Source organism: Elioraea sp., assembly GCF_022842375.1.
In the GTDB taxonomy this organism is placed as follows: domain Bacteria; phylum Pseudomonadota; class Alphaproteobacteria; order Acetobacterales; family Acetobacteraceae; genus Elioraea_A.
In genome coordinates this window covers 125946-142385 of the sequence record NZ_JALHPR010000001.1, presented here as the reverse complement: position 1 = coordinate 142385, position 16440 = coordinate 125946, and the positions used below count along the sequence as shown (strand labels likewise).

12 protein-coding genes are annotated in these 16440 nt (G+C 69.4%); 8 read left to right on the top strand and 4 right to left on the bottom strand.

Going from position 1 to position 16440, the window contains the following annotated elements:
- Window positions 1–210 precede the first annotated feature (210 nt).
- The 4 genes from Q0C38_RS00680 to Q0C38_RS00665 form a co-directional block, all read right to left on the bottom strand.
- Window positions 211–1356, bottom strand: coding sequence for a flagellin (locus Q0C38_RS00680; protein WP_291295118.1), 1146 nt, complete (start codon window positions 1354–1356; stop codon window positions 211–213).
- Window positions 1357–1370: 14 nt separating this feature from the next.
- The gene (locus Q0C38_RS00675) at window positions 1371–2954 is read right to left on the bottom strand and encodes a flagellar hook-associated protein FlgK (protein ID WP_291295117.1); all 1584 of its coding nucleotides are present in this window, start codon (window positions 2952–2954) and stop codon (window positions 1371–1373) included.
- A 29-nt stretch (window positions 2955–2983) separates the two neighbouring features.
- On the bottom strand, window positions 2984–5491 hold the full coding sequence (locus Q0C38_RS00670; RefSeq protein ID WP_291295116.1) for a flagellar hook-basal body complex protein: 2508 nt from the start codon (window positions 5489–5491) through the stop codon (window positions 2984–2986).
- Window positions 5492–5713: 222 nt separating this feature from the next.
- A complete protein-coding gene (locus Q0C38_RS00665) occupies window positions 5714–6103 on the bottom strand; it encodes a flagellar biosynthesis repressor FlbT (RefSeq protein ID WP_291295115.1) in 390 nt (129 codons plus the stop codon).
- Between the two features lie 584 nt (window positions 6104–6687).
- On the opposite strand from Q0C38_RS00665, the gene Q0C38_RS00660 reads away from it, so the two are divergent.
- From Q0C38_RS00660 to flhA, 8 genes are all read left to right on the top strand, one after another.
- The gene (locus Q0C38_RS00660) at window positions 6688–8235 is read left to right on the top strand and encodes a flagellar hook-length control protein FliK (protein ID WP_291295114.1); all 1548 of its coding nucleotides are present in this window, start codon (window positions 6688–6690) and stop codon (window positions 8233–8235) included.
- A gap of 18 nt (window positions 8236–8253) precedes the next feature.
- Window positions 8254–8919, top strand: a complete 666-nt coding sequence (locus tag Q0C38_RS00655; protein WP_291295113.1) for a flagellar hook assembly protein FlgD — start codon at window positions 8254–8256, stop codon at window positions 8917–8919.
- A 136-nt stretch (window positions 8920–9055) separates the two neighbouring features.
- Window positions 9056–10735, top strand: a complete 1680-nt coding sequence (gene fliF / locus Q0C38_RS00650; RefSeq protein WP_291295112.1) for a flagellar basal-body MS-ring/collar protein FliF — start codon at window positions 9056–9058, stop codon at window positions 10733–10735.
- A 13-nt stretch (window positions 10736–10748) separates the two neighbouring features.
- Window positions 10749–11765, top strand: coding sequence for a flagellar motor switch protein FliG (gene fliG / locus Q0C38_RS00645; protein ID WP_291295111.1), 1017 nt, complete (start codon window positions 10749–10751; stop codon window positions 11763–11765).
- Between the two features lies 1 nt (window position 11766).
- Window positions 11767–12525 carry a hypothetical protein gene (locus tag Q0C38_RS00640; RefSeq protein ID WP_291295110.1) on the top strand — a complete coding sequence of 253 codons (759 nt, stop codon included), beginning with the start codon at window positions 11767–11769 and terminating at the stop codon, window positions 12523–12525.
- Window positions 12515–12871 carry a flagellar motor switch protein FliN gene (gene fliN, locus Q0C38_RS00635; RefSeq protein WP_291295109.1) on the top strand — a complete coding sequence of 119 codons (357 nt, stop codon included), beginning with the start codon at window positions 12515–12517 and terminating at the stop codon, window positions 12869–12871. Before Q0C38_RS00640 ends, fliN begins: the two co-directional genes overlap by 11 nt.
- Window positions 12872–12899: 28 nt before the next feature.
- Complete coding sequence (locus Q0C38_RS00630) at window positions 12900–14303, top strand: sigma-54 dependent transcriptional regulator (RefSeq protein WP_291295108.1); 1404 nt, start codon at window positions 12900–12902, stop codon at window positions 14301–14303.
- Window positions 14304–14317: 14 nt separating this feature from the next.
- The gene (gene flhA, locus Q0C38_RS00625; protein ID WP_408869993.1) at window positions 14318–16438 is read left to right on the top strand and encodes a flagellar biosynthesis protein FlhA; all 2121 of its coding nucleotides are present in this window, start codon (window positions 14318–14320) and stop codon (window positions 16436–16438) included.
- The last annotated feature ends 2 nt before the right edge of the window (window positions 16439–16440 follow it).

Here is a 16440-nt window from a genome sequence, read left to right as displayed (position 1 = left end):
GCATCGTGCGCGGATGTGCGGCTGCAACCCCCGTGCCGCGCCATGCCAAGTCGGCGCACACTATTTTTATCGTGCTTTTTCAGGGCTTTATCGCTTCTCGTCGAGCCTGCTGGAGACGCAGTCAAGCCCGGCAGGGGCGCTGCCGGGCAGGTTTCGCCGATCGAGTTTTCCGGGCGGAAGATCCTGCCGCCGTATGGCGGCAGGAATGGATCAGAGATATCGCGCGAGACTCATGTCTCGGAGATTGCCGATCAGGCGATAGCTCATCTCGAGTTGCGTCTGCAGCAGCTGCAGCCTCGCCGACACCTCGGCGATGTCGACATCTTCGACGGCGCTGATCTGCGTCCGCAGCACCACGGTCACGTCGGCATGCCGCTCCTTCAGCGCGGCGAGCCGTTGCTCGGACACGCCGAGCGTGCCGCGCTCCTCCTCCAGCGTCTTGTGCGCCGACTGGAGCGTGCCGGCGATGCCGGTGAGCAGCTCGTTGAAGGCATCGCCCGCGATGTCGGTCTGGTCGCGGTCGCGGATGCCCTCGCTCAGCGAGCCGAGCATCGAGAGCCCCCGCATGATATCGCGGATGAAGCTCCCCGTGCTCGGCGGCTCGGTGCGCGACACGGTGGCACCATTCTCGTTTGCACGCAGCCCGTAGGTGATGCGCTGGCCGTCATCGGCAGCGATCCAGGTCCGCGGCTCGCCAAGCCCGCCGGCCGGCGACGTGGTGGAGAGGAAGGTCGAGAACGGCGTGGTGCCGGCAGCGTCGGACGCGGCGATCGGCAGCGTATCGGCCAGCACCTGGCTGGCGCTGCGCGGCACGTCCGGCGTCAGCGGATCGGCGTCGTCGTCCCAGGGGAGTGCGAATTGCTGCACCGCTGCCTGGGTCTGCGTGAAATAACCCGACTGGAGGATGTTGTTCGGGTTCGGGATCGGCGCCCGCGTGCTGTCGGTCCCGGCGAACACGTATTCGTCGCCGGCCTGCGTATTCAGCAGCACAGTAATTTCCCTCAGCGCCGCCCGGGCCTGCTCCGCAACCACCTCGACCGAGACGCGGCCCTGCGTAACGGCCGACAGCGCCTTGCTCGCCATCTCCGACGCAAGCTCGCCGATCCGCCCGAGTGCCGGCTGCATGACCTTCAGGCGAAGCTCCGCCATGCCGATCGCCTGGGTGTAGGTCTCGCGCCGGCTCACCTCCGCCCGCAGCGAGATCGACACCGATGCGCCTGGGGCAAGACCGCCATAGGTCTCCGACACACGGCCCGACGAAGCCTGGCGGGTGAGCAGGTCGAGCCTGTCGCGCACCTGGAGGGCGGATGTCAGTGTCCGCCCGATCGTGCCGTAGCTCGAGATCGACTGCGTCATGGCCTCGTTCCCTCTCAGCGCACGCTGTTGAGCAGCGCATCCCACACCGCCTGGACGGTGGTGAGCACGCGTGCGTTCGCCTGGTAGGCGTTCTGGAGCTGCACGAGCAGCGCCATTTCGGTGTCGAGATTGACGCCGACGACATCGGCATAGCGGTTGGCGAGCAGGTCGCGCGTCGAACGCTCGCTCTCGGCCGTCGCCTTTGCCGCGTTGTGCTCCGCCGTCTGCGTCGAGACGAGCGAGGTGGCATAGCTCGAGAGCGTGCCGGTTGCCGGGATCGGCGAGGAGATGGTGCCGTTTGGCCCAAGCCCGTTGGCGAGGAAGGCAGGGTCGTGCGGGCGGCCGAGGCCGATATTGGCGCCGAATGTATAGTCGATGATGCGCTGGACGAGCCCGGTGAACGCCTCGGGCCCGCCCAATGGGTTCGGCGTGAACGGATCGCCATAGGGCGGCTGCACCTCGCGCGTGGCGGGGAAATCAGGGATGCCGGCCGGGATCGCATGGGTGCCGTCGCGCACCAGGCGCGGGTTGTTCTGCACGTGCTGGAACACGCGGATCTCGGTGGAGAAGCCGACATAGCGCGACTGCGGCACCGCGCCGCCTTCCTGCGGCACGTTGCCCGAGGCATCGGTGAAGAGGCGGAGCCCCTGCTGGTCGAAGCGGCGGGCGAGCTTCTGGGCGAATTCGTCAAGCTCCGCTGTGAAGCGCGGCAGCGTCTCGTCGCGCAGCGAGAGCAGCGCGCCAAGCTCGCCGCCGAACTGGCCGCGCGTCATGTCGAAGGGCTGCTCCGGCCGCGAGGGATCGATGAGAAAGACGCCCGGCGTCGAGCCGCCGGCGGGGCCGTAGAACGAGCCCGGGCCGAGTTCAGCGCCGGTGGTGGAGAAGGCATCGCCACGCAAGGGAATGGACAATCCACCGCGGCTGAAGGCGAGCATCTCGCCGTTCTCCTTCAGCACGACACGGATATCGATCATTGTCGAAAGCTGGCCGATGATCGCATCGCGCTTGTCCTCGAGCTCCGCCGTGCCCTGCACCTCGTTCCGGAGCCGCATGATCTCGCGCGACAGCACGCCCGCCTCCGAGAGCAGGCGGTTCGCCTCGCCGACGCCCGCGGCGAGCAGGTCCTGCGATCGGTTCCGCGCCGAGGTGACGGCACTGGCCATCTCGTTGATCCGCGCGGCCAGCGTCTCGGCGTTCTGCACCACCTCGACATGCAGGCTCGCCGAGGTCGGGTCCGCCGTCAGCGAGACGAAGCTCTCCTGCACACGGCCAAGCAGGCCGGCAAGGCTCGACCCGTCCTCCGGGCGCCCGTGCAGGCTCTCGATCGGGGCGAGGATGTCGGTGCGCGTCTGCGCCGCCGCGAAGGTCGCCTCGCGTGCCCAGACGGCGCGCTGCAGCGCCGTGTCGGTGACGCGCTGGACCTGCTCGATGCCGACGCCGATGCCGATGCCGTCTGCTGTGACAGACCGCGTCGGCACCACCTTGCGGGTATAGCCCGGAACCTCGGCATTGCTGACATTGTTCGAGACCGTGCGCAGTTGTGCCGAGATCGCACGCAGGCCCGATGTCGAGATGCCGATTGCGCCGTCGAGTGACACGGGTGCCTCCTGCCCCTAACGCCTGCCGGTCAGCGCTTCATGTTCAGCGTATCCTGCAGCATCTCGTCCGAGGCCGAGACGATGCGGGTGTTTGCCGTGTAGGCGCGCTGGGCGATGATGAGCTTCGAGAACTCTGCCGCCATGTCGACGTTCGACCGCTCGATCGAGCCGATCACGAGCTTGCCGGCACCATCGCGCGAGGGGTCGAGAACGCGCGCCTCGCCGCTCTCCGTCGTGCGCATGAAGCCCTGCCCGTCGACGCGCTCGAGCTTGTCGGCCTCGTTGAACGTCACCACCGGGATGCGGTTGATGACGCGGCTCTGGCCATTGTCGTAGTTGATGGCGACGTCGCCGTTCTCGCGGATCGCGAGCGAGGAGAAGCTGCCCTGCGGCACGCCGTTCTGCTCGAGGCTGCGCACCGCATAGTCGGCGCCGGCAAACTGCGTGACACCGTCGGCCAGCCCGAAGCTGCCGAGGAAGAGGCGCACCGTCTGCGGGCCGGAGCCGTAGTTCAGCTCGACATCGACATAGGCGCGGTCGCCGGTCAGCTGGTTCGCCGGAACTGTCGCGGTGCCGCCGGCAACATTCGCACCGGACAGCGAGGTGATCGTGCCGGCCCGGGTCGGATCACCCGCTGCGCCGAAGCTCACCTGGATATGCGGCGGGATGTTGCCGTTGGCCGTGCGCGTGCCGCCGGTCGTCGCCGTCACGTTGCCGGCAACCTGGATGTCGAGGGGGTTGCCGGTTCCCGGAACGATCTCGAACGTGCCGGCACCTGTGATGCGCGCCGGCCCCGGCGGGCTGGCGTTGAACTGCGTGATCAGCTGGTCGCGGATCGTCGCCTGCGTGTCGGCGCCACCGGCCGTGTAGGTGTAGACTTCGCCGTTCACGGTCACGGCGTAGACGTTTCCTGGCACGGCCGCGCCGATGTCGATGTCGATCGCCGATCCGTTCAGCGTCGCCGTCACGTTGGTCGCACCCGCGATGACCGAGTTCGGCGCGCCCGCCGTCACCGTCAGCGTATCGGCGTCGACGATCGAGGCGGGGTTCGGGTTCAGCGCGGTGTTGATCTGCCCGATCAGCGCATCGCGGATGTCGTTGGCGGTGTCGGCGCCACCGGCGGTGTAGGTGTACTGGTTGCCGTTCACCGTGACGGAATAGTCGGTGCCGGCGACCACGGCGCCGATCGTGACGTTGCTCTCCGCACCCGCCACGTTCCAGCCTGGAATCGGCACGCCGCGCTTGGCGACGAGCGTCAGGATCGAGCCCGAGACGGTGGCGATCGCGGGGCTCTCGCTGTCGGCGTTGATCAACGCGGCGAGCCCGTTGACCACCGAGTTCATCGAGCCCTCGGTGCCGGTCGTCGTGTAGGTCCAGTTCTTGGTGGCGGGGAAGCCGCCCGTGACGCCGTCGAGGCTGATGGTGAAGGCATCGCCCACTTCGCCGACCGTGCCGGTGAAGGTGAAGCTGTCGGTCTGGAACTGCGGCGTCACGTTCGCCTGCACAGAGCTCGCCGTGAGGTTGGCCGTGGTGGCGAGGGTGTAGGGTGTTCCCGTGCTGGTGGCGTTCAGGCGCAGCGTGTCGGCTGCCTGCGCAGTGGCGTTCACGCCGAGCGTCGCCGCGTCGGTGTTGATGCGGCTGATCAGCTGGTTGCGCACGGTCGTCGAGGTGTCGGTGGCGTTGGCGGTGTAGCTGATGACGATGCCGTTGATCGTCACCTGGAAGAACTGGCCGTTGGTGATGGTGGCAGGGATCTCCACGTCATCCTGCTGCTGCACGGGCTGGACGGTATTCTGCACGTTGAAGCTCGACATCGCCTGGTCGTCGAAGCCGGGGATGGAGCTGCCGCCGCCGACGGGGTCGAGCGTCGAGCCTGGTGCGACCACGTCGAGGCGCCAGTTGTTCGAGCCCGCGCGCGTCCACTCGAGCTCGAGCGTGCGCTGCTCGCCGATCGCGTCGTAGATCGCGACCGAGGAGGAGAAGTTGTTGCGCCCCTCGGGCGGGTTCGCGGGCAGGTTCGCCGCCATCGTCACCTCGGAGGTGGCGACGGGGTTCGAGACGAGCTGGCTCACGCGGATCGGCTGCACCGAGGTGCGGTCGACGTCGCGCGTGTTTGCGTCGACGCCCCAGCCCTGCAGGAAGTAGCCGGCGCTGTTCACGAGGAAGCCGTTGCGGTCGAGCGCGAAGTCACCGGCGCGGGTGTAGAACTGGCGCGGATCGAAGGTCGGCAGCCCGTTCACCTCGCCCGAGGGAGAGGCGACGGAGAAGAACCCCTGGCCGGCGACGGCAAGCGCGGTCTTGTTCTCGGTCTGCTCGATCGTGCCCTGGATGGTGTGGGTGAAGTCGGGCCGCGCCACCACGCTGCCTGGCGTGTGCAGGCGCTGCGACGACGAGGTGATGAAGCTCACGAAGCTCGTATCGATCCGCTTGAAGCCGATCGTCTGGCTGTTGGCGACGTTGTCCGAGATATGGCCGAGCGCGCGCGACTGCGCGGTGAGCCCGCCGATCGCCGTGGTCATCGAACCGAAGAGCGACATGGTCTTTCTCCGAACTCCCGCGGCACAGTGCCGCCTGGGTGTTGATCCAATCTGCCCTGCCCCCTCGCGGGGGCCGGGCGCCGGGCCAACACTCAGCAGGGTTCGTGCCAGGAGGGGGAAGCGAGGAGAAAGGCCGGTTTTGGCTGGGCTTCCGGGTGCGCAGGGCGTTGGGGTGCCCGGCAGGGATGCCCTACTCCCGGCAGGGCCTGCCGGGCGGCCGTGTCACGCGGCGGCGCCGGCCTCGCGCGGAAACAGCATCCGGCAGCGGCGCAGCGCCTGGTAGTGACGGCGAAGCGAGAGCAGTTCGGCGATCGCGGCGAGGTCGTCCTGTGACTCCGGGCGTGCGTGGCGCAGCGCGGCCAGTGCTGCATGCACGGCGTCCTCGCTGCCCTGTCCCAGATAGGCGAGCTGGATCGCGTGGTAGAGCCGACGCTCAGGCCCCACGGCCTCCTCGGCGCGCAGCATCTCGCGCCCGCGCAGGAACTGCGCCTCGTTGTGGAGGAAGATCGTTGCGGTACGATCCCCGGAGCCGATGACGGCGCCGTTGACGACAAGCGTCTCGCCAGGCTTCAGCACGACCTTCAGCGGCATCCTGCCAACCCTCGTTTCCATGCGGCGCCCGGCTGTGGCGCATCGCGCGCGGAACACCCAGCAAGCCACATGCCGCGCCAAACGGCTTGTTCCGGCATGCGATCGGCTGCCGCGCCACGCAGCGGTGTGCGGCCCCCGGCAAGTCCTGCCGCGCCCGGCATGTTTTGCCGGGTCGGTTCTGCCGCGCGCGCACAGGCGCATGCGAGTGGGGAGGAACTGCCCGCCACGGCAGGACTTGCCGGGCAGGGCCGGCGCCGTCCGCATCCCAACCCTATGATACAAAACAAAAGTCTCTCTGGCCCAACAGTTGCGGAGGCCGGGGCATGATCACCGCATCGCCCTCCCCACGCTCGGGGCCATCGCCTGCACCGCCCACCCTCTCCCCTGGCGCGGGTAGCGAGGGCGGTTTTGCAAACGCGCTCGTCACCGCGCTGGCGGCAGACGCTGCCGGAACCGATGCTGCCAGCCCAGCCGAAGCCCGTGGGGCAGAGCCCGATGGGCAAGAGGCCGTTGGGCGAGACGCAGTTGGGCCAGACGCAGTTGGGCAGGACGCTGGGGTGGCTGCGCCGGGCGCTGCCGAAACGACGACGGCGCTGGCCCCTACCATGATCGACACCCTGCCGCCCGACGCCACGAACCCAATGGCGGAGGAAGCGGACGCACCCGAGCCCGCCTCCCATCTCGGTGCCGATGGCCTCGTCATCGACGCAGCGCTGCTGCCGGACGGCGCTGTGGCAGTGCCGGCGGAGATCGGGGTGGCCGAGGCACCCGCCGCGCCGATCGTCCCTACGGCCCCGCACCCGCCAGGGATTGGCATGGCGGACCCCGACGCAGCGCCCATACTGGCTCCCGCCCCTCTGCCGGATCACGCGCCAGCAGCCACGCCGCCGCAAGGCGCGCCGCGTGGCGATGCAGCCGCGCCCGCATCTGGCACAGCACCGGTCGCAGGAGCCATGCCGGGGGACGCGGCATCGGCGCCATCGCAAAACGATCCGTCGCAGCAATCGCCCCTTGCCGCTGTACCGGGGGATGCGACCAAGCCGGAACCGCCCGCCACCGCGGCGGCCTCACCACAGGATCCCACGACGGCCCCGCCGCCGGGAACCAGGGCCGCGGCACCCCCTCCCACAGCCGGAGCGGAGACGGCGCGATCCGACGCACAAGCGGCGGAGACGATCGCGCGGAACCCTGCCGCCGCATCCGTCACGGTGCAGGCTGGCACGCAAGGGTCCGCGCCGCGCGCCACCCGCCCCGCCGCGCCCACCCTGACGGGCGCCGTCTCGGCAGCCGGCGTGGTGACGCTGAACGCGATGCCGGAGGCGACGCCAACGACCGTTCCCGGAACATCGCCCGGACCGGCCGATGATGCGCCGGCAGCGCCGCAGGCGAGCATCGCGCTGGCCGGAGAGCCCGAAAGCCTCGCCCCGATCGAGGAGACGGTCGAGGAAGCGGCCGACGCTGCCGCAACGTCCAAGCTGGAGGCCAAGGCCGAGACCAGGGCGGAGGCACGGCATGCGCCCACCCAGGCCTCGAACCAAGCCTCGAACCAGGCCTCGAACCAGGCCGCGAACCAGGCCGCGACCCAGGCGCAGGCCTCGTCTCCGGTCACGACGCAGGGCCTCACCGCAACCGCCCCCGGCCTCTCCACCCCCAATTCGCCATTCGCCCAGGCGCTTGCACAAGGCCAGGTGCAGCGTGGGCCATTGACGCCGCCGGCGCAGCAGATCATGCCCGTTGTCGTCACCCTCGCCGGCGGCATGGGTGCGGATGGGTCATCCGTCACCATCACGCTCGACCCGGTCGAGCTCGGCCGCGTCGCCATCTCGGTGCAACGCGATGCCGAACAGCGCGCGACCGTGCAGGTCGTGGCAGAGCGGCCGGAGACCCTGCTGCTTCTCCTGCGCGACCAGGCAGGGCTCGATCGTGCCCTCGCCCAGGCAGGCGTGGGCCCGGAAGGCCGCTCGCTCAGCTTCGACCTCGCCCCGAACGACCAGCAGCAGCGTGACGGCAGGCCGGAGAACGGCCGATCCGAGCAGGGAGACGGCGGCCGCCGCGGCGCACGCCAGTCATCGCTCGCGGCCGACGCCGCCCCCATCACCTCCGCTGCCCCCACACGCCAGCGTGCCGCGGGCGCGCTCGATTTCGCCGTCTGAGACCGAAGGACAGGTGCCATGACCACGATCGCGAATACGCTCTCGACCGCCGACCGCCAGGGTGTGGCGAAGACCTCGAGCAACCAGATCGCCAGCAATTTCCAGGACTTCCTGAAGCTGCTGACGACGCAGCTACAGAACCAGGACCCGACCGCGCCGCTGGACACCAACCAGTTCACGCAGCAGCTCGTGCAGTTCGCGCAGGTCGAGCAGCAGTTGGCGACCAACGGCAACCTCGAGAACCTGATCAAGCTGCAGAGCACATCGCAGCTGACGGCGCTGACCCCGATGATCGGGCGGACGGTGGAGATCGACGGCAACAAGGCGCCGCTCCAGGATGGAGAGGCGGCTGGCACCTATACGTTCTCCGCCCCCGTGACCGAGAGCGCGATCACCATCTCCAACGCAGCCGGCCGGGTCGTGCGCACGGCCGTCGGCGAGACGGGTGCCGGCACCCACGGCTTCTATTGGGACGGCAAGGACAACAGCGGCAACACGATGCCGAACGGCGTCTACACCATCGCGGTCACCGGCCAGACAGGTTCGAGCACGGCGACGGCGACGACGACGGTCTATGGCCGCGTCACCGGGGCGGAGCGCGCGACGGACGGGACGATCCAGCTTCGGCTGGGCGAGATCACCGTCAGCTCCGACAAGATCAGGACTGTTCTGCCGGACGAGTGAGTTGGAAGCGGCCAGCGGCGCGGCCCCGGCAGTTTCTGCCGGGGCCTTAACCGCCGGGTAATGGCTTGCACGCCACTGTCCCGACCGCGGCAGGACGCCGCGCCGCCAGGATCGCGCGGATGGAGAGGGTCGGATCGTGAACGGGCTGCTGCAGGGACTGCGCACGCTGGGGCCAACGCGGATTGCCGCCCTTGGGATCGTTGCCGCTGGCCTGCTTGGCCTCATCATCTTCCTCGCCGCCCGCGCCGGCCAGCCTCCGATGGCGCTGCTCTACGCCGACCTCGACCTGCGCGACAGCGCAGCCGTCGTCCAGAGCCTCGAGCGCCAGCGCGTTCCCTTCCGCCTCGAAGGCAACGGTGGGCGGATCATGGTGCCGATCGAGCAGGTCGCGCGCATCCGCCTCACCCTCGCGGGCGAAGGCCTGCCCACCGGCGGATCGGTCGGCTACGAGATCTTCGACCGCGGCGACAGCATGACCGCGTCGAGCTTCCAGCAGGGCATCAACCAGGTGCGCGCGCTCGAGGGCGAGCTTGCGCGCACCATCCGCCAGCTCCAGGGCGTGCGCGCGGTGCGGGTGCATCTCGTGCTGCCCAAGCGCGAGCCCTTCGCCCGCCAGCAGGCCGAGGCGCAGGCCTCGATCGTGCTGACCATGACGGGCGCGCAGCGCCTCGACCGCGAGCAGGTGCAGGCCGTCGTCCACCTCGCCGCGGCGGCGGTGCAGGGGCTGAAGACGCAGAACATCTCGGTCGTCGACAGCCGCGGCTCGCTGCTCGCGCGCGGCGGCCAGGCGGTCAACGGCGTCGGCATGGCGATGAACGCCGACGAGGTGCGCCGCGCCCATGAGCTTCGCCTCTCCCGCGCCGTCGAGGAGCTGCTCGAGCGCACGCTCGGCATCGGCCGCGTGCGCGTCGAGGCGACGGTCGACATGGATTTCGACCGCATCACCGAAAGCCGCGAGAGCTTCGACCCCGACCAGCAGGTCGCACGCTCGACCTCCTCTGTGAACGAGAACAGCCGCGGCCAGGATCGCTCGCAGAACGTCACCGTCGGCAACAACCTGCCCAACCCGGAAGCGCAGACCGCAGGCTCGACCAACGAGGACAGCCGGACGGAGGAGACGACGAATTTCGAGATCGGCCGGACGCTCCGCCAGATCGTGCGCGATGCGCCGCAGGTGCGACGCCAGTCGATCGCGGTGCTGGTCGATGGCGCGTTGGCGCGGCCGGCAGAAGGTGGCGCTGCGGCGTGGCGCGCGCGTACGCCGGAGGAGATCGCCCAGATCACCGCCCTGGTGCGCGGCGCGATCGGCTTCGACGAGGCGCGCGGCGACAAGGTCGAGGTGGTGAACCTCCGCTTCGCCGAGCCCGACGCCGGCACGGCGGAGGAGGAGAACCTGTTCGGCCTGCCGATCGGTCGGACCGAGATCGTGCGCATCATCGAGACGGCGGTCTTCGGCATCATCGCCCTGCTGGCCCTCCTGCTTGTCGTCCGCCCCCTGGCGGGACGGGTGCTGGAGCGCGTCAGCCCAGCCGGCGGCGACATGCTCGCGGGCCTTCCCGGCACCTCCGGCCTGCCCGCGTTGACCGGACCCGCGGCAGCGGCAGCGGCAGCGGCGCTGGCGAGCCCGGGCGGCCAGGCGATGATCGCCGGACCCGATGGCGAGATGGCGGTGATGGACGGCGACAACCTGATCAACATGTCGCAGGTGGAAGGACAGATGCGCGCCTCGAGCCTGCGACGCGTCGCCGATCTCGCGGAGAAGCACCCGGAGGAAGCCCTCGGCGTGATCCGCAGCTGGATGGCGCAAGAGAGCTGAGGGGGGCAGGGTCATGGCACGCGCACGCGAGGACTATCGCAGCCTCACCGGCCCCCAGAAAGCCGCGATCCTGATGCTCTCGCTCGGCGAGGAGCCGGCAGGGCGGCTGTTCGCGATGATGCACGAGGACGAGATCAAGGAGATCTCGTCGGCGATGGCGACACTCGGCGTCGTCTCGGCGAACGTGGTCGAGCGGCTCTGCGTCGAGTTCGCCGACCAGATCAGCGCGACCGGGAACCTCCGCGGCAGCTTCGAGAGCGCCGAACGGCTGCTCTCCAAGAGCCTGCCGAAGGACCGCGTGTCGCAGATCATGGAGGAGATCCGCGGTCCTGCCGGCCGCACGATGTGGGACAAGCTCGGCAACGTGAACGAGCAGGTGCTCGCGAACTACCTCAAGAACGAATATCCGCAGACCGTCGCACTCGTGCTCTCGCGCATCCGCGCCGACCATGCCGCCCGCGTGCTCCAGCTCCTGCCCGAGAGCTTCGCGCTCGAGGTGGTGATGCGCATGCTCAGGATGGAGGCGGTGCAGAAGGACGTGATCGAGGGCGTCGAGCGCACGCTCCGCATGGAGTTCATGTCGAACCTCGCGCGCACGCAGCGCCGCGATGCACACGAGATGATGGCCGACATCTTCAACAGCCTCGACCGCGCGGCCGAGAGCCGCTTCCTCTCGGCGCTCGAGGAGCGCAACCGCGAGGCGGCAGAGCGGATCAAGAGCCTCATGTTCACCTTCGAGGACCTCACCCGCGTCGATGGCGCAGGCGTGCAGGTGCTGATGCGGTCGGTGGAGAAGGACAAGCTCGCCCTCGCGCTCAAGGGCGCGTCGGAAAGCATCCGCGACCTCTTCTTCAAGAACCTCTCCGAACGCGCGGGCAAGATGCTGAAGGAAGACATCGCTGGCCTCGGCGCCGTCAGGCTGAAGGACGTTGAGGAGGCGCAGGCCGCCATCGTCGCCGCCGCCAAGGATCTCGCCGGATCCGGCCAGATCCAGATCAGCGACGGCCGCCAGGAAGAGCTGGTGTACTGAGATGACCGCAGCCCCACGCCCGATCGCGCTCTCCGCCCTTGCGAGGCCCGCAGGGTCGCGCACCGACGCGGTTGCCGGCAACCAGCGCCGCTACCTGTTCGAGGACGATTTCGCCACACCGGGCGAACAGGGCCGCGCGCGCGGACGCCTCGCCCAGGCAGCGCCGGAACCGGAGGTGATCGCTCCCTCCTTCACCGCCGACGAGCTTGCCGAGGCGCGTGCCGAAGGCGTTCTCGAAGGGCGTGCCGCCGGGGCCGCCGAAGCCCGCTCGGCCATCGAGGCGCGCATCGCCGGTGCGCTCGAGACGATTGCGGCGAGGCTCGGTGACGCGAAGGCGGAGGCCAGCCGCGCGGCCGAGCGGGCCGCCGGTGCGCTTGCCGCAACAACACTCGACCTTCTTGCCCGCGCGCTGCCAGAGGCCGCGGCACACCATGCCCAGCAGGGATGCGCCGAGCTCGCCAAGGCACTGCTCGATCAGCTCTCCGGCGTCGATCGCATCGTGATCCGCCTGCCGCCGGAGCATGCGAAGTCACTCGCCCCCCGCCTCGCGGCGGCGGCGGAGGCAGCGGATTTCACCGGCAAGCTCGATGTCCTTCCGACCGACGGCATGGTCGCGGGGGAAATGCGGATCAGCTGGCCAGGCGGCGAGGCGCGGCGTGACCCGAAGGTGCTCGAACAGGCAGCGCGCGACGTGCTCGCCCGGCTTGGGCTTGCGATGAGCGAGACGGACGCAGAACAGGAGGTGGGCGATGGCGACTGAGCAGGGGCAAGGCGCGCAGGGGATCGAGCTCGACGATCTCTCCGGCGGCACCGACGTCACGCTTGCCGACGGCGAGCCTGGTGCCGGGCGGCCGGCGCGGGAACTCGAGGCGGTCTACGACATCCCCGTCCAGGTCTCCGCCGTGCTCGGCAAGAGCACGATGCAGGTGAGCCAGCTGCTCAAGCTCGGCCGCGGCGCCGTGGTCGAGCTCGACCGCAAGCTCGGCGAGGCGATCGACATCTACGTGAACAACCGCCTCGTGGCGCGCGGCGAGGTCGTCATGGTCGACGACAATCGCCTCGGCGTGACCATGACGGAAATCGTGAAGGCCGACCGCGGCAACTGAGGCCGCGCATTCGCAGGAGGGACGCAGGATGCGGATCCTGATCATTGGCTCGCTGTCGGCGGAACTGGGACAGGCAGGCCGCATCGCCATCGCGCGAGGTGCCAAGCTGAACCAGGCCGACGATGTCGCCGCGGCGCTCGCGATGCTGCGTGCCGGCACCGGCACCGACCTGGTATTGTGCGACGTCAGGCTCGACGTCGCGACCCTCGTCCGGTCGATGGCGGCCGAGCGCATCGCCACACCGGTGATCGCCTGCGGCGTCGGCAACGATGCCGACCTTGCTGTCGCCGCCATCAGGGCAGGCGCCCGCGAGTATCTCCCCCTCCCGCCTGACGCCGATCTGATCGCCGCGATCCTCGAGGCGGTCGGTTCCGACGGCCACGCGCTGATCCACCGCGACCCGGTGATGAAGGCTGCGATCAAGCGGGCCGAGCAGGTCGCGGCATCGGACGCCTCGGTACTGATCGCGGGCGAGAGCGGAACGGGCAAGGAGGTTCTCGCCCGCCACATCCATCGCAAGAGCCGCCGCGCCGGAGGGGTGTTCGTCGCACTCAACTGTGCCGCGATCCCCGACAACCTGCTCGAGAGCGAATTGTTCGGCCACGAGAAGGGCGCGTTCTCCGGCGCGGTCGCGCGCCGGATCGGCAAGTTCGAGGCAGCGAACGGCGGCACGCTGCTGCTCGACGAGATCTCGGAGATGGATATCCGCCTGCAGGCCAAGCTGCTGCGCGCCATTCAGGAGCGCGAGGTCGATCGCCTGGGCGGGGCTGAACCCGTGAAGGTGAACGTCCGGCTGATCGCGACCACGAACCGCGACCTGATGACGGAGGTCAAGAAGGGCACGTTCCGCGAGGACCTCTATTTCCGCCTCAACGTCATCTCGATGAACGTGCCCTCGCTGCGTGAGCGGCCGGGCGACATCGCGCCGCTGGCGGAATACTTCTCGCGGAAATACGCCGAGGTGAACGGCCTGCCGGGCCGGCAGATCACCACGGCGGCGATGGCGATGCTCGAAGCCCATTCCTGGCGCGGCAACGTGCGCGAGCTCGAGAACACCATCCACCGCGCCGTGCTGCTCGCCCCGGGCGATGTGATCGATGTCGATGCGATCGAGCTCGGCGGCGGCGCGCCTGCGGCAGAGGAAGCCTCGCAGCGCCTGGTTCCCGCGGCGGCCGCAGCCGTGGCCCGCCAGCGCGAAGGCATGCACAACGGCCAGGCGCAGGCACCCGTCGGCGCGCTGGTCGGCCGCACCGTCGCCGATGTCGAGCGTGACCTGATCCTCGAGACGCTCACCCACTGCCTGGGCAACCGCACGCATGCGGCGACCATCCTCGGCATCTCCATCCGCACGCTGCGGAACAAGCTGCGCGACTACTCCTCCGCCGGCGTAAGGGTGCCGCCGCCCGCGCAGGCTGACCGCGTGATGGCCTGAGCGGCCCGAAGACGATGGCCGAGCCGACGGCAGGCACAGAGGCGGGGGCTGGCGGCGGGATGGGAGCACTCGGCGCGCAGATGAGCCGCGCGATCCCGGCACCCGACGTGATGATGGCGATCGGCGTCGCGATGCTGATCGTCATCCTCGTCGTTCCGCTGCCGCACCTGCTGCTCGATTTCGGCCTGGCGCTTTCGATCACTTCCTCGGTGCTGGTGCTGATGACGGCGATGTTCATGCGCCGGCCACTCGACTTCACCTCGTTCCCGACACTGCTGCTCATCACCACGCTGCTCCGCCTCGGCCTCAACCTCGCCTCGACGCGGTTGATCCTCGCGCACGGCCATGAGGGGCCGCAGGCTGCGGGCGCCGTCATCGCTGCCTTCGGCGGGTTCCTGATGGGCGGCGACGTCGTGATCGGCCTGATCGTCTTCGCCATCCTCGTCCTTGTGAACTTCGTGGTGATCACAAAGGGCTCCGGCCGCATCGCCGAAGTCGCGGCGCGGTTCAGCCTCGATGCCATGCCTGGCAAGCAGATGGCGATCGACGCCGATCTCTCCGCCGGGCTGATCGACGAGGCAGGAGCGAGGAAGCGCCGCAAGGAGCTCGAGGAGGAAAGCGCCTTCTTCGGCGCGATGGATGGTGCGGCGAAGTTCGTGAAGGGCGATGCCATCGCCGGCCTGATCATTACCATCATCAACCTGATCGGTGGGCTTGCGATCGGCGTCGCGCGCGAGGGCATGAGCTTCTCCGACGCGATCACCATGTTCTCGCTGCTGACCATCGGCGACGGGCTGGTGAGCCAGATCCCCGCGCTCGTGACATCGACCGCCGCCGGCATCGTCGTCACCAAGGCCGGCGTCGACGGCACGACCGACGAGGCGCTGCTGCGCGAGATCGCCGGCTCGCCCAAGCCGCTCGCGATGGCAGCAGGCGCGGCCGGTGTTCTCGCGCTGATGCCCGGTATCCCGATGCTCCCTTTCCTGGCCATCGCCGGTGCGGCCGGCGCCGCTGCGTGGGCGCGGCGCAATGCCGGCAAGGGGCCCGATGCCGCGCTTCTTGCCGCCGAAGCGGAGGCGATGGCGGCAGCACCGGTGGAAGAGTCGCCGTCAGCCGCGCTCCGCATCGATGCGGTCAGGCTCGAGCTCGGCTACGGATTGCTCGGCCTTGCCACCGCCGAGGGCGGCGCGCGGCTGACCGAGCAGATCCGCGCGCTGCGCCGCGCGCTTGCGACCGAAATGGGGTTCCTGCTGCCGCCCGTACGCATCCAGGACAACGTGCAGCTCCAGCCGTCCACCTACGTCGTGCGCATCAAGGAGCTCGAGGCAGGCCGCGCCGAGGTTCGCCCCGGCATGCTGCTGGCGATGGACCCGACGGGGGCGCCGGTCGCCCTTGCCGGCGAGAAGACGACCGAGCCCGCCTTCGGCATCCCCGCTGCCTGGATCGACGAGACAATGAGCGAGGAGGCCGGGGCGCGCGGCTACACCGTGGTTGACCCGGCTTCCGTGATCACCACGCACCTGACCGAGCTGGTGCGCGACCAGATGGCCGAGCTGCTCTCCTTCGCCGAGACGCAGAAGCTGCTCGACGAGTTGCCGCGCGAGCACCAGAAGCTTGTTTCCGACCTGATCCCCGCGCAGATCGGCACGGCGGGCGTGCAGCGGGTGCTGCAGGCGCTGCTGGGAGAACGCGTCTCGATCCGCGACCTGCCGACGATCCTCGAAGGCATCGCCGATGCGCTCGCGGGCGGCGCACGCGGTGTTGGCGGCATCGTCGCGCAGGTGCGCATCCGCCTTGCGCGCCAGATCAGCGAGCAGCACACGGGGCCGAACGGCTACATCCCCCTCGTCACCCTCTCGCCGGACTGGGAGCGCGCCTTCACCGAGGCGATGACGGGGCCGTCGGAGGACCGCCAGCTCGCCATGGCGCCCTCGAAGCTGACTGACTTCATGACCAAGCTGCGCGATGCGATGGACCGCGCGGCCAATGCCGGCGAGGCGGCGGTGCTGCTCGTAGGCCCCTCCATCCGCCCGCATGTGCGTGCGGTTGTGGAACGTTTCAGGGCTGCGACGACCGTTCTGAGCCAGGCGGAAATCCACCCCCGCGCGCGTATCCGCACGGTCGGGAGCATCTGAGC

Excerpts from the sequence above, each read along its gene's own strand:
- Q0C38_RS00680 (WP_291295118.1), bottom strand. The coding sequence starts at position 1,356 with ATGACGCAGTCGATCTCGAGCTACGGCACGATCGGGCGGACACTGACA.
- Q0C38_RS00670 (WP_291295116.1), bottom strand. The coding sequence starts at position 5,491 with ATGTCGCTCTTCGGTTCGATGACCACGGCGATCGGCGGGCTCACCGCG.
- Q0C38_RS00665 (WP_291295115.1), bottom strand. The coding sequence starts at position 6,103 with ATGGAAACGAGGGTTGGCAGGATGCCGCTGAAGGTCGTGCTGAAGCCT.
- Q0C38_RS00660 (WP_291295114.1), top strand. The coding sequence starts at position 6,688 with ATGATCGACACCCTGCCGCCCGACGCCACGAACCCAATGGCGGAGGAA.
- Q0C38_RS00655 (WP_291295113.1), top strand. The coding sequence starts at position 8,254 with ATGACCACGATCGCGAATACGCTCTCGACCGCCGACCGCCAGGGTGTG.
- fliG (WP_291295111.1), top strand. The coding sequence starts at position 10,749 with ATGGCACGCGCACGCGAGGACTATCGCAGCCTCACCGGCCCCCAGAAA.
- Q0C38_RS00640 (WP_291295110.1), top strand. The coding sequence starts at position 11,767 with ATGACCGCAGCCCCACGCCCGATCGCGCTCTCCGCCCTTGCGAGGCCC.
- fliN (WP_291295109.1), top strand. The coding sequence starts at position 12,515 with ATGGCGACTGAGCAGGGGCAAGGCGCGCAGGGGATCGAGCTCGACGAT.
- Q0C38_RS00630 (WP_291295108.1), top strand. The coding sequence starts at position 12,900 with ATGCGGATCCTGATCATTGGCTCGCTGTCGGCGGAACTGGGACAGGCA.
- flhA (WP_408869993.1), top strand. The coding sequence starts at position 14,318 with ATGGCCGAGCCGACGGCAGGCACAGAGGCGGGGGCTGGCGGCGGGATG.